We start from the raw sequence: 19582 nt of genomic DNA on the forward strand, positions 1-19582 counted from the left end.
TGATACAATCTGAATTGCTGTGTGATTTACATAATGTGAAAAATTTTAATTTACTATCTTAGTAAAAATATAAAAAATTTGTTTTATGTCATTACCAACCTATTGAAAATATATTTTCTTCAACTTCAAAAAAACTGCTTTAAAACTAAAATGTCAATGACATAACTATTATTTTCATCGTTTTTTCAATAATAAACAATGAAAAAAATAATCACATTAGGACATCAGATCATACTTAATGCTCCATATTATGACACCAAAATACATTCATTGTAATATACAGACCTAACTAAGTTAGTTAGGACCAAATTATCATTTATAATATAATAAATTTTGATATAAAATGAAAAATTCAAATATTATCAAAAACATACTACTTATACTGCATGATAGCGCCACTGTTATTAAAGTAGGAATAATAAGCTGGAGTGTTTTTTCGTAAAACATGACTTTAATAAGAAATACCACCATAGTTATTTTGCTAACTAATCTTATTGTATTATTAGATCAATTTCTAACATATATAAATGACCTTGTCTATTGAATCAATAATAATTCTTCCATTTTTCGAAAAACTAAAAATTATTTAATTAAACCCATATTTATGTACATACGCATATAATGATTTATTAAAAATATAACGCGGTGATTACCGTATCACCATCTTTAGTATCTAGTATAACGAAACTAGAATAAATTACTGATAAAATATATATAAAACAAATTAACTGCTAATGGCAATAAAACTTTATTTTAATTGATCCAGATAATTCTAAAATGATTTAATTAAACTTAATGAATGACTGTTAGAAAATGTACAATTTAAATGACATTTAGATTAAAATAATTAACTGATAATAATAATATTATTTACATATAGTTAAATTTATCCTTTGATAAGGACTGCAAAACGGTAACATATTGTAAGTTTATGTATTAATAATTTATTTTAAGTTTAATTGTATAACATACAATATCCATATTAAGTAGTAATCTACATACCGATGTATCGGTACAATCTAAAATGAAATTTATCTATAATATCATCTTAAAATTAAAATTATTTATCTTAAAAAATACTCTTTTTTACAACGGCAACTGAGCAAGTTTGTTCAACATTCACAATAGATGCTGTTATTTATAGAAATAAATGTTATGATTGCTTAAATCAACATTTAAAAAAGTAACAATGCTAAAAAAAGATATTCTATTAAACTAGCCATCATCATTCTATCAATTCTATTGATAGATCGGATAAATTCAAAAAATATTATAAATTACAGTGTTAACCTAAATTAGAGTCAGCTCTAAAATTATAGATAACTATTTATTAATACATTAAACATATTCAATGAATAATAATATTTGTAAATTCATTCTATCGAATGATTATACGTACTCGATCTAAATCACATTACCAACATGTAATCTCAAGCAAAGCACTGATTGAAACATTAACGTTTCTACTAAGTTTGTAATGGGAGAAAAATTCAATTGTATTCATATTATATCTTGTAATTAAATTTATGATTGACTAGTCAGTTAATCTAACATATCACAGTAATACATCTTATTTCAAATTCAGAAAATAAAATTTTAGATATTACTGATTTTAGCCAATCTTTATTTCTTTAATAACACACATCTCAATTTGTCCAAAAAAGGTAAAACAATAAAATTGTCTTGATTTCATGTTTAGACATAATCAAAAAGACAAAATTCGACTTGTCATACTATATCTATTATAATAAAAATTACCTATTATTTTATGTTGAACAACATAAAGTAAATCTTAGTCAAAATGATATATTCTAGTTCGATACTAATTAAAAAACGAATTGCATTGTATCTTTTCGCTTAAAATAAGCGATATTTTAATTCTAGCACTGGAATAATGTGATATCGATATAATATAGATATATTTTAAATAAGTAATTATATTATATAATTTGTCAATTATTTTAAATAACTGTTTAACCTTATATAAATTAAAATAACATGTATTGCAGTTTTGAAATGAAAAGGTTATATATTATATGCTTGCTATCATTCGCAGCATTGCTGCAGTACTCTTATCTATTCTAATCTGCATATGTGGATTAATATATTGTTCGTTTAGTCCACGAAATCCTCGTCATGTTGCAACTTTTGGACGCTGGTTTGGTCGTATGTCTCCTCTGTTCGGCATTCGAACAGAAATACGCTATCCCAAGGGGATAAGATTACCTAAAAATTGTATTTATATCGCAAACCATCAAAATAATTATGACATGGTCACGGCTTCATGTGTAGTACAACCGCGTACAGTTACAGTGGGCAAAAAAAACATATTGTGGGTGCCTTTATTTGGAATTCTATATTGGTTGAGTGGTAATTTATTAATTAATCGTAATAATATTACTCATGCTTATGAGACCTTAACTAAAATAATCCACAATATAAAAAAGAATAATGTTTCAATCTGGATGTTTCCAGAAGGCACACGAAGTCGTGGGCGAGGTCTTCTTCCATTCAAAATCGGCGCCTTTTATATAGCGATAGAGGCTGGTGTTCCTATCGTACCAATTTGCGTATCGAACACATCAAATAAAATCAAACTGAATCGCTGGTCTAACGGATTAGTTATTATTGAAATTTTACCACCTATAGATACGTCTTTCTATAGTCGGGAACAATTACGAGAATTATCTAAATATTGTTGGGACATGATGAAGATCAAACTAGATGAATTGAATACAGAAGTTGCTATACGGGAATCTCTTCGACGCTAATTAACGCTCAGTTATCTCATTATATTCAGTTAAATTTTCCCGTTGAATCACAATAAATTGATGTGAGTATATTTACTTTATACCTATTATTTCACTGCTACCTCTTACTATTAATGGAATTCTATATTGGTAACTTATATAGGTTATTTCGATTTAAATAGTAAAAATATTGGATCACATGTCTTTTCTATTTTAACTACGATAAATAATGATTTTTAAATAAATATGAGAATACAGAAAATATGTAAAATATATAAAATAAAGAGGGGGGGAGAAAGAACAATAAAAGTACATTATTGCTTCTTGTCTAGTTAGAGTCCAAAAAATGTTGAATACCCTCACATTATATACTTAAAATAATTATATCTTCTAATTGACACCAATCTACTAGTAGTAACTAATTATACTATATTTTTATACTATTATCATGAAGATATTATGTGCATCATATTAAAATATATTATTCAATATCCTATTTCTTTTGAAGATCTTATATTTAAATCTAATCACTCCTCTGTTTTATACTTATCTTATAGATAAGATAAAACATGGGATATATATATTTTAAAATATACTGCTATTATATTGTTTACATAAACAATCAAAAGAAAAGATTTGCCCGAGCCCAGAATGTACGTCCTAGCTCAATTAGTGGAGATTTAGCAGCATAACCAAATTCTGGATTGCCAGCAAGATTAAGGTGCTCGCTATAACGTCGATTAAGCAAATTATCCACACCTGCATTGATCTTGAATATCTTTGAAGCTTTCCAGGTTATATTGCTAGATAACACCCCAAAACCTGTACTACAGTTAAAATCTTTTCCTACAACATTGCCTTCATTTAAAGCAATGTGCTTCTGAGCTGCTACCAAACGCCATAAACCTGTAATACTCCAATTTCCTTCTACCCAACCTAAAGAAAAGCGTCCCTCAAGAGGAGGAATCTGGGGTAAAGGTTTATGTGTACTTTTATTTTTACCAAACGACCAAGCTGCGCTACTTTTCAATCGCCAATGATCAGAAAGATGATAACTTAAACCCATTTCGCTGCCAAGAGTACGAGCATCAACATTGTATGCTCGATTATTCTTTGAATTTGAGCTATCATAGCGAAATAAGATAAAATCTTTTATTTGACCAGTATAAGTTGAAATCCAACTATTAAATTTTTTAAGCCGCAAATGTGCTCCAAGATCTAACTGCGTAGTTTTTTCGCGTTTAAGTCGATCGAATGCATCGTATCCTGATCCTCGTCCAGACTTAAGGGTCATAATTTCCCAATAATCCGGAAATCTTTCACTCATTCCTGTACCACAATAAATCATCAAAGGAAAATTGTTAGACCTGTGTTCCAAGCGAAAAAAAGCAGCAGGATATGTTTCACGACGTTTTTTTATTATCTTTTTTGTAGGATGATATTTTAAAACTGTATTTTCAATTCGTATGCCGCTAATTAGGTTATTTTCTGGTTTAAACCACCATTTTAATTCAGCAAAAATTCCACCATCTTGGAAACACGAATCTTCTTGCCAACCCTCTTTTTTAGCATGTTTTCGATGCCAATTAACTTGCATATCCGTTCCACCCTGTAATTGTAAATTATACCATTGCCAGGTTCCAATGCTACGGCCTCCTAAAGTAAGCCGATCGATATTATGGCGCATAGGAGCCCTGATAAAACTAGGTTTAATAGCTAATGGACATACAAGTACTGATGGACGTAATAACAAATCTCGTCTCCTATAATTATCCATCACATGATCAGCATAATGATACCATCCTTGGATTTCTATTTTCTCTAAGATGTTATTATTTATTGCATTTTGCTCAAATTTTATTCCAATACTATTTCTTTTAAAATAAGTTCCGTCCATATTTCGGCTAGCATATTGTGCATTACCGTTACCGTGTCCTATAGAGATCTCTATTAACTTTTCTGATGATGGCGTATAACCAAATGTTATATCACTATTCCATTTTCGCCATCCGGAATGGACTGGTCGTTTTTCACTATCTTGATAATTTCCGGATCTAGATAAATTGCTTACCAGACGTAGATAACCAAACACATCGCCTAATGAAGTATCAAGATTCTGATCCAACCGACTATTTGAACCAATTAAGATACTACTATTCAACTTCATTCCTGGTGCATCAAAGTGCGGTCTTACACGTTCAAACTGTAATATACCTGCTGATGCGCCAGGACCCCATAATACTGATTGAGGCCCCTTAATCAGCGTTATACAATCAAAATTTTCTGGATGAATATAAGCAATTGGTGAATCCATACGTGATGCACAGGCACCAAGTATTTCACCACCTTCAACTAACATACGTAGCCTGGAGCCAAACATGCCTCGAAAAATTGGATCACCATTAGTCCCACCATTACGGATTAATGTAAATCCGGGAATAATTTTTAAATAGTTTACACTATCGTTAGCCGACAGGACGTGATTGGAATGTTTTGGAGACAGTGTTACAGTAAGTGGTGATTCTTTTTGTGCAGTAATAACAATCACATTGTCATTTTCCCTCGAAGTGTCCAAAGAGCTGCCTATATTTTTATAGTTGTAATTCTTCGAATTAAGAGCGCGCTCTTCGATTTTAGAGAGAGGATCATTGGCTGCATGCGGGCTAAATGACATGTTAAATATAAATAATGCCAGCAATAACATTGCACGTAGCACTATAAGTGGGCGTGACCACGCCCGGAAAGTATCTGACATAACTATGTGTTTCCTTATTTAATAAAAAAGTTGTCTTCAGGTTCTAATCCTGGATTATGTGGTCGCATATAGCTAATGTCATTACTTTTTAAATTTATAAGCAACATGTCAATATAAAATAGGGACATACTAGCTCGAATTTTTATCCGAAAAATATGAAACGACCACGCCAAATAATATTATATCTAAATCAGATAGACTTAGGATAAGTCAGATAGACTCGGGAGAATTTTGTATTAGTTATCAATGTCTTTGATATATTTATTAATAAGTCCACTTAATGGTTAATGATAACCTGTTTTGCATATTTACTTAAACAAAAAAATCAATCATGTTTTTTAGAATGACAATTCTCTATCTTAAAATATTATTTTCATATACATTTAACATTTAAAAATAAAGATTTTTATTCGTTTTTCTTCAGTTCTATTGAACATAGACATTAATAATAATACAGCATATTAATATACGCAATATACGAGATTTATATTTAGAAGCTTGGAAAATTTTTCTATATATATGATACCGAAGGTCGGATTTGAACCGACATACCCAAAGGTGGTTGATTTTGAATCAACTGCGTCTACCAATTTCGCCACTCCGGCTAAAGTATAGTTTAGAATATAAACATCTTCTGCATTATTCGTATAATTAAAAATTTTTTAAAAATATTTTCCGATCTTTTAAAATTATCACCATTTTTTTCTTTTTATTTATAAAAATTAAATATTTTCATCAAAAATACAATCTAATAAATCTTCCAAACATGCATTAACGCTATACGAGTTAAACTCTTTTTGATAATTTCATTATTAAAATATAGTTCATAACAAGTATAGCAACTATGCTTAGTATTTTCTGAATACAAATATTTTATTCTAAATTAAATATTATGTAAATTATTTATTTCTTGAAAAACATTGAATACAAAAAAATCAACTTTATTTTTCTATTAACTAAATCAATCTGTCTAAGCTTTTAATGCATGGAGAAGATAAACCACTGCTAAAATGATAGACAACATACTGATAATATGTCAACTATTTGTATAAGATAACGTCTTATATTTAGAAAATATGACTCGATAGTTCGATTCACTTTCATTGTAATTCTTTTCTAAAATTTAGAATGCATTGATTTAATAAAAATTAAACATATCAGTTTGATGATATATCATCATGAATAATGATGATTTAATTTTTATGATATAAATAGGAACAAGGTTATTTGTCATATAATTTATGAAGTTAAATATTAAAATATCCCATTATAGTATACTTGCGAATTTGTTTTATGTATTATATTACAATAGTGCAGTTTTTACTAGAATGGTAGCTATTTTAGTTTTTATACACTGCCCGTACCCAAGTACAATCTTGAAAAGAATAATGATGTTATAGAAATATTAAAAATTCGATATATAACCGATTATTGTACATTCTTTACTGATCAAATCAATACATGGTTTTTAACTTGGATGTATATTATATTTATAAATATACAATTGATATACTCTATGAGTATATTATCCCATTCGTTTCGTTGTTTCGTAATCTTCTATTACAATCAAAAGAAAAAATACAATGATATACATTTTAATAATTAAATAAAAGTAATCTTAATTAACAATTAAAATCATTACCGATTAATAATTGGCGGATTAATACCTCTTGTTATACAAAAAAAATTGTGTTCTAATGAAGTGACATTTGAAGATTGATTATTTTAAGTATAAAAACTAAAAATATTTATAAAATCAGCTTATTAGAGATCTAATTTTTTCCACTGAATAAATCTATTAAGATAAATTAAATATAAGGTAAACTTATGTTTAGACCAAAATTGGTATACATATTTTATCAGAAAAAGTGAATTTATTAGTATGCATAATAGAAAAACATGCATTAAGTATGCAATAGGCCTAAACCAATTTCTAGAAATTTATATGTAAATTTTTAAAACATAATCAATCTACTTAATTATTTTATTTCTTGAGTAGATTTCAGCTACAATAAGCTTTCTTAACAACGTTTAAAATAATAGTTAATCAATAAAAGGTTGACTGAAACCTAGTGATTTCACATAATGATTTTTAAATTGCTAAATCAAAGTGATGTTGAATTGTTATTGAATTAAGTAATTAAATCAAAATAATCTATAATTGATTATATAAGAATCTTGGTATACTAATGCGGGAGTGGCGGAAATGGCAGACGCACCAGATTTAGGTTCTGGCACTATCAGAGTATGCGAGTTCAAATCTCGCTTCCCGCATCATACACTCTTGTAAAGCATCGATTGGGATATAGCCAAGTGGTTTAAGGCAGCGGGTTTTGATCCCGCCACTCCCAGGTTCGAATCCTGGTATCCCAGCTTACATTATCTTTAATATCTTTGATGGAATTTTGTTATTACAAGTTTTTTATTAAAAGACAGTTATTGATCACGGCTACGTAGCTCAGCTGGTTAGAGCACAGCACTCATAATGCTGGCGTCACAGGTTCAAGTCCTGTCGTAGCTACTATAATTTTGGAGTATAGCAAAATGGGAAAAGTTCCGAATTCTGATTCCGTCATTCCAGGTTCGAATCCTGGTACCCAACCATAGTGATATATGTATTTAAAGATTAAAAAAACTATATTTTTTATATGAAAACACAATGGCATTGTAATATAAAATATGAATTTTTAGTAAAATGTATTAGAAGAATTGTACACGGAATAATTATGTTTTCTACTGCAATAAATTATCGATCTCATCATCCAGTTGAGGTCCACTTTAAAAGTAAAGCACTATACGATATCTAAAACCTCATTAAAAATCTAGTTTTTAGCTAATCTATAAAAATTTAGTATGATATTGAAGTACATGTAGTGATATCAATAATATTGTCATAACTAGACAAATGTTAAGTGTCGTTGTTTTTGAAAAACTACAGTAATTTTTTTATATGAAAGTAGAACCATTGAATTGATGTATAACTTTGATGATGTATATCATAATAGATAGATATGTAAAACATACAATATAGTTACGATTTGTTATGCTCTCCGTTCAACATTAGTTTGAGTATTAGTTAGAATGTTTTAAGTGCACTAAAATTAATAATTGACTACTATACAATGACATTGCATATCGATGTGAGAAAGGAACAGTGATCTTTTTACATTCTTTAATGATTACTTCTTAAAAGTATTAGTTTTGAATCCACTGCAAAAAATTGGATTGTGTTTTATGAACCACATGAACCAATGGAGAGAATGTCAAAATTTAAAATCTGCTTTAAAATATTAAAACTAAATACCAATTAAATTTTAATTAAATAAAACTAAATACAGAATAAATTTATTGAATACATGTATATTATAAAGTTCATACATTAATTGAATTAAATATAAAAAAATCATCAATATTTTGAATCTACTTTATTGCATTAGATATTACATTAAGTGATGTGTAAGTATTAATAGGTATCTCATCATGTTGGCACGTTAATAATGGAATTTAATTTAAATAACTTCTTTTTAAAAAATTACATCAATAAAAATTGATTTTTATCAAAGCCAATTTTTAAGAAAATTGAAATAAGATAATGTATATTCAAATCGTTCTATATTCTACAATACATTAATACATTAACAAAATTTCTTTTTTTATTGTTCTATTAAACAATATTAGAAGTTTTAATTTCATGTTAATGTGATTTGTGTTGCATAAAGTTATTTGTTCTCATAAAAAAATGCTTTCTCTTTAATAAGAACTCATATTGCTTTATCAAGCAGCGTTAGATTAGCATATTTTGTTGTATAAAATAATAAACTATGAAATTTTTGTATCAAATGTTCTGTAGGCCCAGTACTTAGTACTGCCACTAAACTCATGCCGTTTTTTGCCTTCCAAAAAAATTCGATAGGAAAACCTATTAGCTGTTGATAGAGACATTGGATATATAAAGGATTATTAGCTACATCTATGCCAACCAATGCAATTAATGATATGCTTTTGCGTAACTGAAAACGCACAGGTAATCCGGTTTTTTTAAAAATGCATAATGCATTATCAACAGTTTCGGAAGTATAACATAATTGTAGTAGACAACGATCACGATGTACGCCTACAGCTAATGGTTTCATCTGAGCATATTGTATCACTAAATTCACTTGATTATGCACTAACGAAAAATTATTCCTTGATAGGATAGTCAATTCAATTAGATAAACATTATCATGATTAATAATAATTGTTGTCCTTTTACCTGACATTATTTTTTCACGCTTAATTTGAGTACAGCCTTTTTCTGGTCGATAACTACAACGAAATAATAAATCCACATTTTTACCAAAAATTGGTTGCAATGTCCGAGCATGAAGAACTGGAGCCGCTAATCGAGCTAATTCATTAGCCTCGTCCAAATGTAATAAAGGTAATAAATAAGCATCTTTTACTTTATGAGGATCAGCGCTATAGATACCTGCTATATCGCTCCAAATAGTAATTCGCTGCACGCCAGCAAGTACTCCAATTTGAGTCGCAGAATAATCACTTCCATTTCGACCTAATAGCACAGTTTCACCCGCTTTATTACGACAAATAAATCCTGTTATTACTAGTCTTTTAGCAAGGTGTTGACTTAAAATTTTCTGTAGAAACGGCCATGAATGATTTGTGTCTATTTGAGGCTGAACTGCGCGCTCAGCATATAGAAAATTTCGTGCATCCAACCATCGTGCTTGAATATTATTTTGATTAAGTAGAGCAGCCATTAAACGTGCAGACCATATTTCTCCATATCCGACGACTTCAGCATATACTGCGTCGGTAATAACAGAGTTAATTATTGTGGCTAATTGTCTCAGTTCTTTGATGAAAATAGTAAATAGTTGTTTAGCTACCAGAGGTGGTAATAATCCGTTAATAAGACTGGTTTGATACTGTTGTAAATTCTGCTGTATCTGATATCCTATAATAGGGTTGGTTCGACTTAATGTCAGCCAATTAATGAGTTGATTGGTAGTATTACCTGCTGCAGAAACCACCATTAAATCACCAGGCTGACTATACTTGGCCATAATATTCCCAACTCTCTGATAACATTCTGTGTTGGATAGGCTACTTCCGCCAAATTTATGAAGTTGACGACTATTTATATCCTTCATGTTGACTAATGTACTCATATTTACCTCACAAAGGTATATAGAAATTTTTATAGGCTATTAAATCTATATTGTTTAATTTAATCTTAATAGACACACTCATAATGAGATGTTTATTTAGCTAAAGCCATATAATTTTAAAAATTTCTTTTAAATACTTCCTTAGTATACATTATGGATATGATATAACAGATCAATTTTATATCAATTTTATATCCTAATTAAAATATTCATAGTGTAGCATTGCAATACATTACATTAAACGTAAATTTTTATCTTTCATTCATTTATAAATATAAAATAGGATATTTAGGCTATGTATTAAATATGTTATATTGTAACATCATTATTAATCAACCGAACCTAATACGACAATTTTATTCATAGTATTATTGCTAGTATATTTTTATATTTTATAATATGATAATTACTGATATAGATATGGAATCTATAATGCTTTATGTGTCATCAATATGACATGATTATGTGATATACCTACATTATTATTTATAGGATTGATTATATAAATTAGCCTTTTTATTTATAACATATTATTCTAGCAATAAATTAGAATATTTAAAAAAATATTTTTCATGAAGTTACATCACTGGTTCAATTATAGTATTAAAATGAAGTATGTTAAAACAACCAATGAAGTATATGAATAATCTTATGAATTAAATAAAATATATTTATCATTGTCATATTTTTGATAATAATAACAGATATTATCTATGTGAAGTAATTTTTAAGAAGTTAGAAAAATTGTGCTATCATGAATAAAATATTTATTAGAATGTCATTACTTTTTATTAAAAGTTAATATTTAAATAAATAAAAATTAATACAAACAGTTTAGATAAAATGATAATTTTTATTATGGTAAAACCACTAATATAATATTAAACAATATTATTAAAATCATTGTGAATAATTTAAAATAATCTAAATTATTAATGCCGTTAGCTATTAAATCTCGTCGATTGAATCATGAAATACTTTTTTGCTTAGATATACCATTTATATGAAACTATAAGAAATTTCTTAAGCTCTATCGCAACATTTATACACATGTTGATAACATAGCTGAAGATTAGTGCTATTTGATTTTTTATTCAACAATTTCTACAAATAAAATGATTTGTATCTTATAATCCTAATATATATCAGTTAATAAAATTAAAAAGTAATCTTTGTTTGTAAGATATGTAAAAAACGTTGCACTCAATATAAATAAATCTAGTAATTTAATTACTAAAATAGTGTTATATATAAGTAAAAACATAAATCAAGTATATAAGATTATGTTGTTGAATAATTAATAATAAATATTATTTTCATGACACGGTGTCACTACTAAAAATTAATGCATAAAATATTGTATGCTTATATTATTTTAGATAACTACTTCTAAAATGGCACTTTTGAAAAAGTGAATCCAATCTAATAAATTAACAAACCATGATAAAGTAATGAGGAATCTCCTTTACCTACGTTTCATAAAGAAATCTTATTTTGAATGACTCGTTATGATATCAATATGATATCTACTCTACTAAGTAATATCAAAAATATATAAAATAATATTGCACTTTTAAACATCATAGGCATGAACACGATCAATGATTAATAAATTTAAAATTATTTACACACTTACCGATGAAGCTCCAGCACTAGCGACATACTCATTATTACCAATAATCCATAAATTTACAAAATCAATAGGTATTTTTATTGAAACTCGTGATATCTCATTAGCGAGCCGCATTATTGCTAATTTTCCAGAATATCTTAACTCAACACAACGTCTATCTGATCATCTAATAGAACTAAGCCAATTAGTAGTTAAGATGGAAGCTAACATTATCAAACTACCAAATATAAGTGCTTCTCTGCCACAAATACAAGCTGCTGTTATAGAGTTGCAAAATCAAGGCTACGCTTTGCCAAATTATATTGATGACCCAAAAACCAAAGAGGAGGAAGAAATTAATTTCCGTTATGAAAAAATAAAAGGAAGTGCAGTAAATCCAGTATTGCGTGCAGGTAATTCTGATCGCCGTATATTACCATCAGTAAAAAATTATGCTCGTAAGCATCCGCATTTTATGGGAAAATGGAATGCATCATCTAGATCTCATGTTGCCCATATGCTACATGATGATTTTTATGGCAGTGAAAAATCTATATTGATTCAACAACATGGAAACATAAGTATTAACTTCATTAGTTCTTGTGGTGATCAAGAACCTTTAAAAATACACACTGTACAACCTATTGACATTATTGATGCTGCAGTAATGAGTAAGCATGCTTTCAGCAATTTTATTACTCAGCAGATCCAAGATGCTAAACAAAAAAAGATATTATTATCATTGCACTTAAAAGCAAGTATGATGAAAATATCTGACTCCATTATGTTTGGCGTTGTTGTATCTGAATTTTATAAAGAGGTTTTTGACCAATATAGAGAAGAACTGCAAATTATAGGCTTTAATCCCAATAACGGAATTAGCGATTTATATTTTAAAATCAGTAAATTACCGATAATTAAACAAACGGAAATTATTAAAGCTATAAAGTCATTATATGCTGAACGTCCACAAATTGCAATGGTAAATTTAGAACAAGAGATTACTAATTTGCATGTACCAAATGGTATGATTATTGATGCTTCTATGCCGGCAATGATTAGAAATGCTGGAAAAATGTGTGGATCTGATGGAAAATTTCACGACACTAAAGCAATTATCCCTGATCGTTCATACGCTGGTGTTTATCAAACAGTAATTCAAGATTGTAAACAACATGGCGCTTTTGATCCAACTACTATGGGTAGTATGCATAACATTGGTTTAATGGCAGAACAAGCTGAAGAATATGGCTCACATGATAAAACTTTCCAAATTTCGACCAATGGTACAGTACATATTATCGACGATACAGGTAAGTTACTTTTAGAGCATCCAGTTGACGTTGGCGATATCTGGCGTATGACTCATACTAAAAGTGAACCAATTTACAATTGGGTGAAATTAGCAATTGATCGTACTCGTGAATCAGGTATACCGGCAGTATTCTGGCTGGATCAATCGCGCGCACACGATAGACTTGTGACCAAACAAGTTCGAAATTGCTTAAAAAATTACGATACTAATGGATTAGATATTCGTATTATGTCTCCGGTAGATGCTACATTATTTTCTATTGAACGAATCAGGAAAGGTAAAGATATTATCTCAGTTACAGGAAATGTACTACGAGACTATTTAACAGACTTATTTCCTATTATAGAATTAGGAAGTAGCTCTAAAATGCTATCTATAGTACCGTTAATGGCTGGTGGAACTTTATTTGAAACTGGTGCTGGAGGCACTGCACCTAACCATGTGCAACAGTTTATAAAGGAAAATCATTTGCGTTGGGATTCATTAGGAGAATTTATAGCATTATTTGCTTCATTAGAACGCATTGGTACTTTTTATGATAATAGAAAAACTAAAATTTTAGCAAACATGCTTGACAACGCAATTAATAAACTACTATCTGCTAATAAATTTCCATCTGGAAAAGTAGGAGAACTCGATACTCGTGGAAGCCATTTTTATTTAGCATTATTCTGGGCACAAGCCCTAGCAGAGCAAAATGAAGATTTCTCTCTGAAACATCATTTCACTACTTTTTCGCACCAACTAACTAATAATGAAGAAAATATTATCTCTGATATTAATTTAGGACAAGGAAAAAACGTAGATATTGGCGGATATTACCACCCACATTCAAAGCTCGTCAAAAAAATCATGTGTCCTAGCGTACGATTTAGTAATATCTTACAATTGATATAAAGTTTAGATGTTTGATAGATTCTTCCTTCTAGTCCATCTCATTCAAGCAGCAATAGGCATTAAATTTGATATACTGAATATTCTAAAGAATGAGGCTAATTATATATGCTTTGAGAAAAAAGAAACAATATAAATAGTAATGCATAGCTGCGTGATACTTTACTTATAATTAGTTGAGTCAACTAGGTATTTTAAAAATTGTATGTAATATATTATAAAGAAGAAAATAAGTTAGTTAATTTTTATATTTTAACCGTTTTAAATCACAAGTTATTAATTTTAGTTTTTAGTAAAAATTATACTTTTCATTACATTATTTACCACTCATTCTTTTTGAATGAAAGAGAATTGGATGATGGTAATTTATACCATGTCGCCTATTTATGTAATATTCTTTTGTATGTAATAATCAATTATATTTAACATTGAAATTCACTGTTATTCTAACTTATTTAGAATAATAACAAATTGATATTATAATGATTTCTGAACATTAATTAATGGATGAGCGTATCGCTTTTACATCTAGTAATTAGAGTATTTTAAATTCCACAGACATTTTAATTTCCAGAATCAGTACTACTAGTAAACTTTTTTATTAATCAAAAATGGTAATTTTTAAGACTAATTTTAGTGTGTCTACTATATCTAAGATCAATACTTTACTGAAAGTATATATCTCTTTTTTTACAAAAGAGAATCGGTAACTAAATTGCATTAACAAATCGTAAGGTATTCTCAATATTTTATTAAAACTATGATGATATTTATGTTAATATTGATGCATTTTATATTTAAAATTTAGCTATTATGGTTCAGTTTCTAGTGTTTATGAAATAAATTTGACGATAAATTTTTTGGTTTTTTAAAACATAGCACTTCTAGCTAGTAAAATTTTATCGTCTCAATCTAACTAAGGAATTGATAACAAAATAGATTAATGATGAATCATCATATTTATAGATTAATTTGATAAAAAAAATTACATAAATAAAAAAATACTACATACGATGTATTCTTATTGACATTGACATACCCCAAAACCTGTAACTAATTGAAAATTAGTATTTAGTATATAGATTAATTGTGATGCTTTTTATCATACATACAATATTTAATTAACTAATTTAACATTGTACACATAACAATCAACCACATTGTTGGTCATTTATTTGTCACTATAAAATAACTTTTTTAATAAAAACAACAAAATTTACATATTTTTTCCATGCATAAAAATTTAGCGAAACAATAAAGTAATGCAAACAGCATCATGTTTTAAAATGACATTTTAAATAATTATTACTAATTTTTTAGGATATTCATCCTGACAATAAAGAATTTTTTTATCACTGTATATTATTTTAAAAAAATAAAATATGGAATAACATGTAAAATCAATGTTTATTATATAATTTCCTTCCATAGAAGAGCAATCAGATTAACTCCATGTTAAATATAGTCGTAAGAAGCATTACTTTGACCATCAATAATTAATAATGAAAAACCCCATACTTCACTTATATTAAGAGTATGAATGGACATATTTAATATTTTATATTCGTTATCTAGCAAGATATCAACAACAGAGTTGGTCGGATGTATGAAATATTATATCAATCTTATTCTCTAATATTAAAATACCAGAAATATCGCATGCTCTCTTGTAATTTCATACAATTAAATCAAAAACAGTATGATCTAATTATAATTCGTTCATTAGCAATGAACGGGGGCATGATGGCTAGTATTAACTAGTTTGATTATGAATTTTTTTCATGACGGCTGATAAAACCTAATAAGAAACATAAGATAAACACTATTACATAGAGTAAGTTAGAAAATTGTAATGCTACACGGATACTATAGTTTTCCACTATAAAACCAGTGACGACGAATGTTAACATAGTCCCAATAGTGCCACAAGTCAGAATAAAATTGACTAATTTTGGTGATGTCACTTTAGTTTGCTGAGAACCAAGAGTAATAATGGTAGTGTAAATAGCACTTGATATAAAACCTAGACCTATAAGAGACCAGGCTAAGAAGATAACATCATTGGTTTGGATAAATACATACATAATTGTTGCCGAAAGCGCAGATAGAACCGTGACAGTTCGTTGTAAATCAAACAAACGTAGCAATGGGCTAAATATCCACATTCCAACCATATAAGCAAACCAAAAATTACTCACTAACTTACCAGCATGTTCTATATTCAAATGAAAACGTGAGATTACATATTCTGGTATCCATGAAATAAAACCAAGCTGACCTAAAATATAACATAGCGCCGCTATCGCTAATAGCGCAACACTTAATCCCCATTTTTCTCTTTTCTGTAAGCTTTGATTTGAAATATCAGTACGTTTAGTGCTTAAAATTGGAAAATCAGATAACATGGTTAGAACAAAGATAATTATATACAACGCACCAATAGAGGCATATACCCAATACCACATAATATGATGTGCTAATAATGTCCCTGCCAGTAGAGGAAATAAAATACCGGCCATGCTAAAAAAAGAATCGGTAAATAACAAACGTGCACCACGCTGTCGTCCAGCATAAAGATAAGTAATTAAATAGGTACCAATAGACATTGTGATGCCGCTAACAATGCCAAGAACAAACATTGATAAGGAAAAAATGATCAAATTATAACTTTTCATTAAACCTAATACGGCTAAAACCATTAAAAAAAAACCTGATATCAATTGTCGTTTTAAAGAAATGATCTCCATTAACCAGGCATTGAAAAAAATTGCTATCAAAATCCCTGAATTAAGAAAAGTAAATGTATGGCTCATATTTGAAATAGGTATTTTAAAATAATCAGCAATATTTCCTAACACCACGCCAGTAACGATAACCAATGCTCCTGTTAAACCGTAAGATAAAAAACTAATCCACATCAGCTTTAACTTGTTTGTAAGATTCATATCTAATACAACTTTTATGTTCATTAAAAATTAGAAACACTAAATCCATTTCAGATGGATCTAGTCGCGTATCCTATAAAGTTTATAATAATAACATGATTAACTGATTATTTATTTGATTATTTATTGTCTGCTGTCTTGTAAATAATATTATTTATTTTCTAAAAAATTTTAGAAAAAATATTTTATTATTATGTCACCGATCTTATTAAATAAGTCATCTTTTATGTAAAGATATTGTCAGTATCAATAGAATTAGTTTAACCAACTTGTTTTATGAGCTTCTGGATTCATATTCACTATGTTATTTTATACGCCACTTTTTCGTTTATCTAAACTCATATCATAAAATGATTATAAAAATATTTAGATATTAGGTATGAAAAGATAATAAAGTTATTAGATATCATTAACAGCTTAAGATTAATAAGAGTATTTGGTTTAGTGTCATGAAATCTAATTGTATGACGTATTGATATAATGGTTGTTTATCATACTAAAAATAGTCAATAGTAATTTAAGAAAATTTTTTTATCTAGGTACTGTATTAGTAAGCATTGTAAAAAGATTTGATTTAACAATCTGAAAATAACTATATTGTATGAATATAAATAAATTCAATCAATTGAGTATCGATAAGTTTATCGATATTCAGTTAAAACTACATATATCACACATGTGCATTATAGTTTACTCCATACTAGAGTACATATTGCGTCTTTTTTGCTTTGACGATATATTATAGATATAATAAGCTGATTAGTCATTAATATTATTAATTTAATTTAACATTTATCCGGAACCTATATATGTATATCTTTTTATATACTAACTTGAATCATCTATTAGTTTTTTAAAACTTCAATGAAGTTATAGTGTCAATAATATATTGAACTAATTAATAAGCATACCACACTGTTATGTATAACAGTTTATGTGCTAGTGAAAAAACTACCATAATTGATATATATTAATATGTTTACTATGCACTAATATTTAAATATTTTTGCTATCACATAAAATTTTAGTGATCACGCACGTTTTTTGAAAAGTGTGCAGAATATTTACTATTTAACAATTTTAAAATTAAAGGCAAAATGCCTAATCAATATTTTGTTCTTCATCTTTTTATCAGTTTGATATTATTTAATTTTCATAAGATGAATTTCAATGAAATACTCCCGAAACTTTATTCAAAAAATAAACTATTATTATCTAATAACCAAAAATATTATTTATTCATAAATTAAAACTACGTCTACAATTGAATACTAAGCAACAAGTTTTTGCCATACAAGTCAACTTACAACATCAATCACGATCATCATCGTATGAATAATTGATTAATTTCTGTAGAAAAAGAGAATTCAATTGCTGAATGAAAAATAATTACTAAAGATTTTTCAAGTTTCTCCGAATTAGGAAAATAATAATTTTATTGTTAATTTTGACAGTTATAGGAGGATATTAATAATGGCAAAAGTAGGGATTTTTGTTGGTACAGTATATGGTAACTCTCTATTTGTTGCCGAAGAAGTGAAATTAGTATTAATGACACAAGGTCATCAGGTAGTTATATTTGAAGATGGCAATTTTGAACAATGGAAAATTTATTCCAATCGGGTGATTTTAATCATCACTTCTACTACCGGACAAGGTAGTCTTCCAAACAATATTATTCCACTTTTTCAACAAATAAAAAACACATTAGAAAGACAAATATTATTACGTTATGGTATTATAGCTTTAGGAGATAAAAATTATGATACTTTTTGCAATGCAGGACATATATTTGACGTACTTTTGCAAAAAAAAGATGCTACACGTGTAGGCAATCTTATAAAGATTGATACTTTAGAACATCCTGATTCAAGTGCTATAGCTTGTTCTTGGGCAAGAAAATGGAATGTTTTGCTTTAAATTTGATCTTTTTATAAAAAAATCATATACATCCATACTGCTTTTGATTAGCTTAAAATGGAACAATAGTGAAGCATATGGGTACAATAGTTTAAATTTTTTTATAAAAAACTTTATACGTATACATATACTCTACGTTTTTGAACACATTTATTTTAAAAAATGAATTTTCATCAGATTTTTTATTCATTAGTGTTAACACTATCTGAACTACGCT

Annotated in this window: 6 protein-coding genes and 4 tRNA genes; 6 read left to right on the plus strand and 4 right to left on the minus strand. The window is 28.0% G+C overall.

The features are described from left to right. Window positions 1-2036 precede the first annotated feature (2036 nt). On the plus strand, window positions 2037-2771 hold the full coding sequence (locus tag ACICP0_RS03405) for a 1-acylglycerol-3-phosphate O-acyltransferase (RefSeq protein ID WP_395479911.1): 735 nt from the start codon (window positions 2037-2039) through the stop codon (window positions 2769-2771). Between the two features lie 601 nt (window positions 2772-3372). Here the strand turns inward: ACICP0_RS03405 and ACICP0_RS03410 are convergent. Next, complete coding sequence (locus tag ACICP0_RS03410; RefSeq protein ID WP_395479912.1) at window positions 3373-5505, minus strand: TonB-dependent copper receptor; 2133 nt, start codon at window positions 5503-5505, stop codon at window positions 3373-3375. 523 nt (window positions 5506-6028) lie between these two features. After that, a tRNA-Leu gene (locus ACICP0_RS03415) sits at window positions 6029-6110 on the minus strand. Between the two features lie 1586 nt (window positions 6111-7696). On the opposite strand from ACICP0_RS03415, the gene ACICP0_RS03420 reads away from it, so the two are divergent. From ACICP0_RS03420 to ACICP0_RS03430, 3 genes are all read left to right on the plus strand, one after another. Continuing rightward, window positions 7697-7779 (plus strand) — tRNA-Leu (locus tag ACICP0_RS03420). Window positions 7780-7804: 25 nt separating this feature from the next. Beyond that, window positions 7805-7878, plus strand: a tRNA-Gln gene (locus ACICP0_RS03425). A gap of 74 nt (window positions 7879-7952) precedes the next feature. Next, a tRNA-Met gene (locus tag ACICP0_RS03430) sits at window positions 7953-8026 on the plus strand. Between the two features lie 1240 nt (window positions 8027-9266). Here ACICP0_RS03430 and metL read toward each other — a convergent pair. Further along, window positions 9267-10679: a bifunctional aspartate kinase/homoserine dehydrogenase II gene (gene metL, locus ACICP0_RS03435; protein ID WP_395479913.1), complete on the minus strand. Its 1413-nt coding sequence runs from the start codon at window positions 10677-10679 to the stop codon at window positions 9267-9269. Between the two features lie 1601 nt (window positions 10680-12280). Between metL and ACICP0_RS03440 the strand changes: the two genes are divergently transcribed. Beyond that, window positions 12281-14503 (plus strand): NADP-dependent isocitrate dehydrogenase, encoded by a 2223-nt coding sequence (locus ACICP0_RS03440; RefSeq protein WP_395479914.1) that lies wholly within the window; start codon window positions 12281-12283, stop codon window positions 14501-14503. Between the two features lie 1763 nt (window positions 14504-16266). Here the strand turns inward: ACICP0_RS03440 and tsgA are convergent. Then, window positions 16267-17445: an MFS transporter TsgA gene (tsgA, locus tag ACICP0_RS03445; protein ID WP_395479915.1), complete on the minus strand. Its 1179-nt coding sequence runs from the start codon at window positions 17443-17445 to the stop codon at window positions 16267-16269. A 1473-nt stretch (window positions 17446-18918) separates the two neighbouring features. On the opposite strand from tsgA, the gene ACICP0_RS03450 reads away from it, so the two are divergent. Continuing rightward, window positions 18919-19365 carry a flavodoxin gene (locus ACICP0_RS03450; protein WP_395479916.1) on the plus strand — a complete coding sequence of 149 codons (447 nt, stop codon included), beginning with the start codon at window positions 18919-18921 and terminating at the stop codon, window positions 19363-19365. Window positions 19366-19582 lie beyond the last annotated feature (217 nt).

It is taken from the genome of Candidatus Curculioniphilus buchneri endosymbiont of Curculio glandium (assembly GCF_964275155.1).
Classification (GTDB): domain Bacteria; phylum Pseudomonadota; class Gammaproteobacteria; order Enterobacterales; family Enterobacteriaceae; genus Curculioniphilus; species Curculioniphilus buchneri.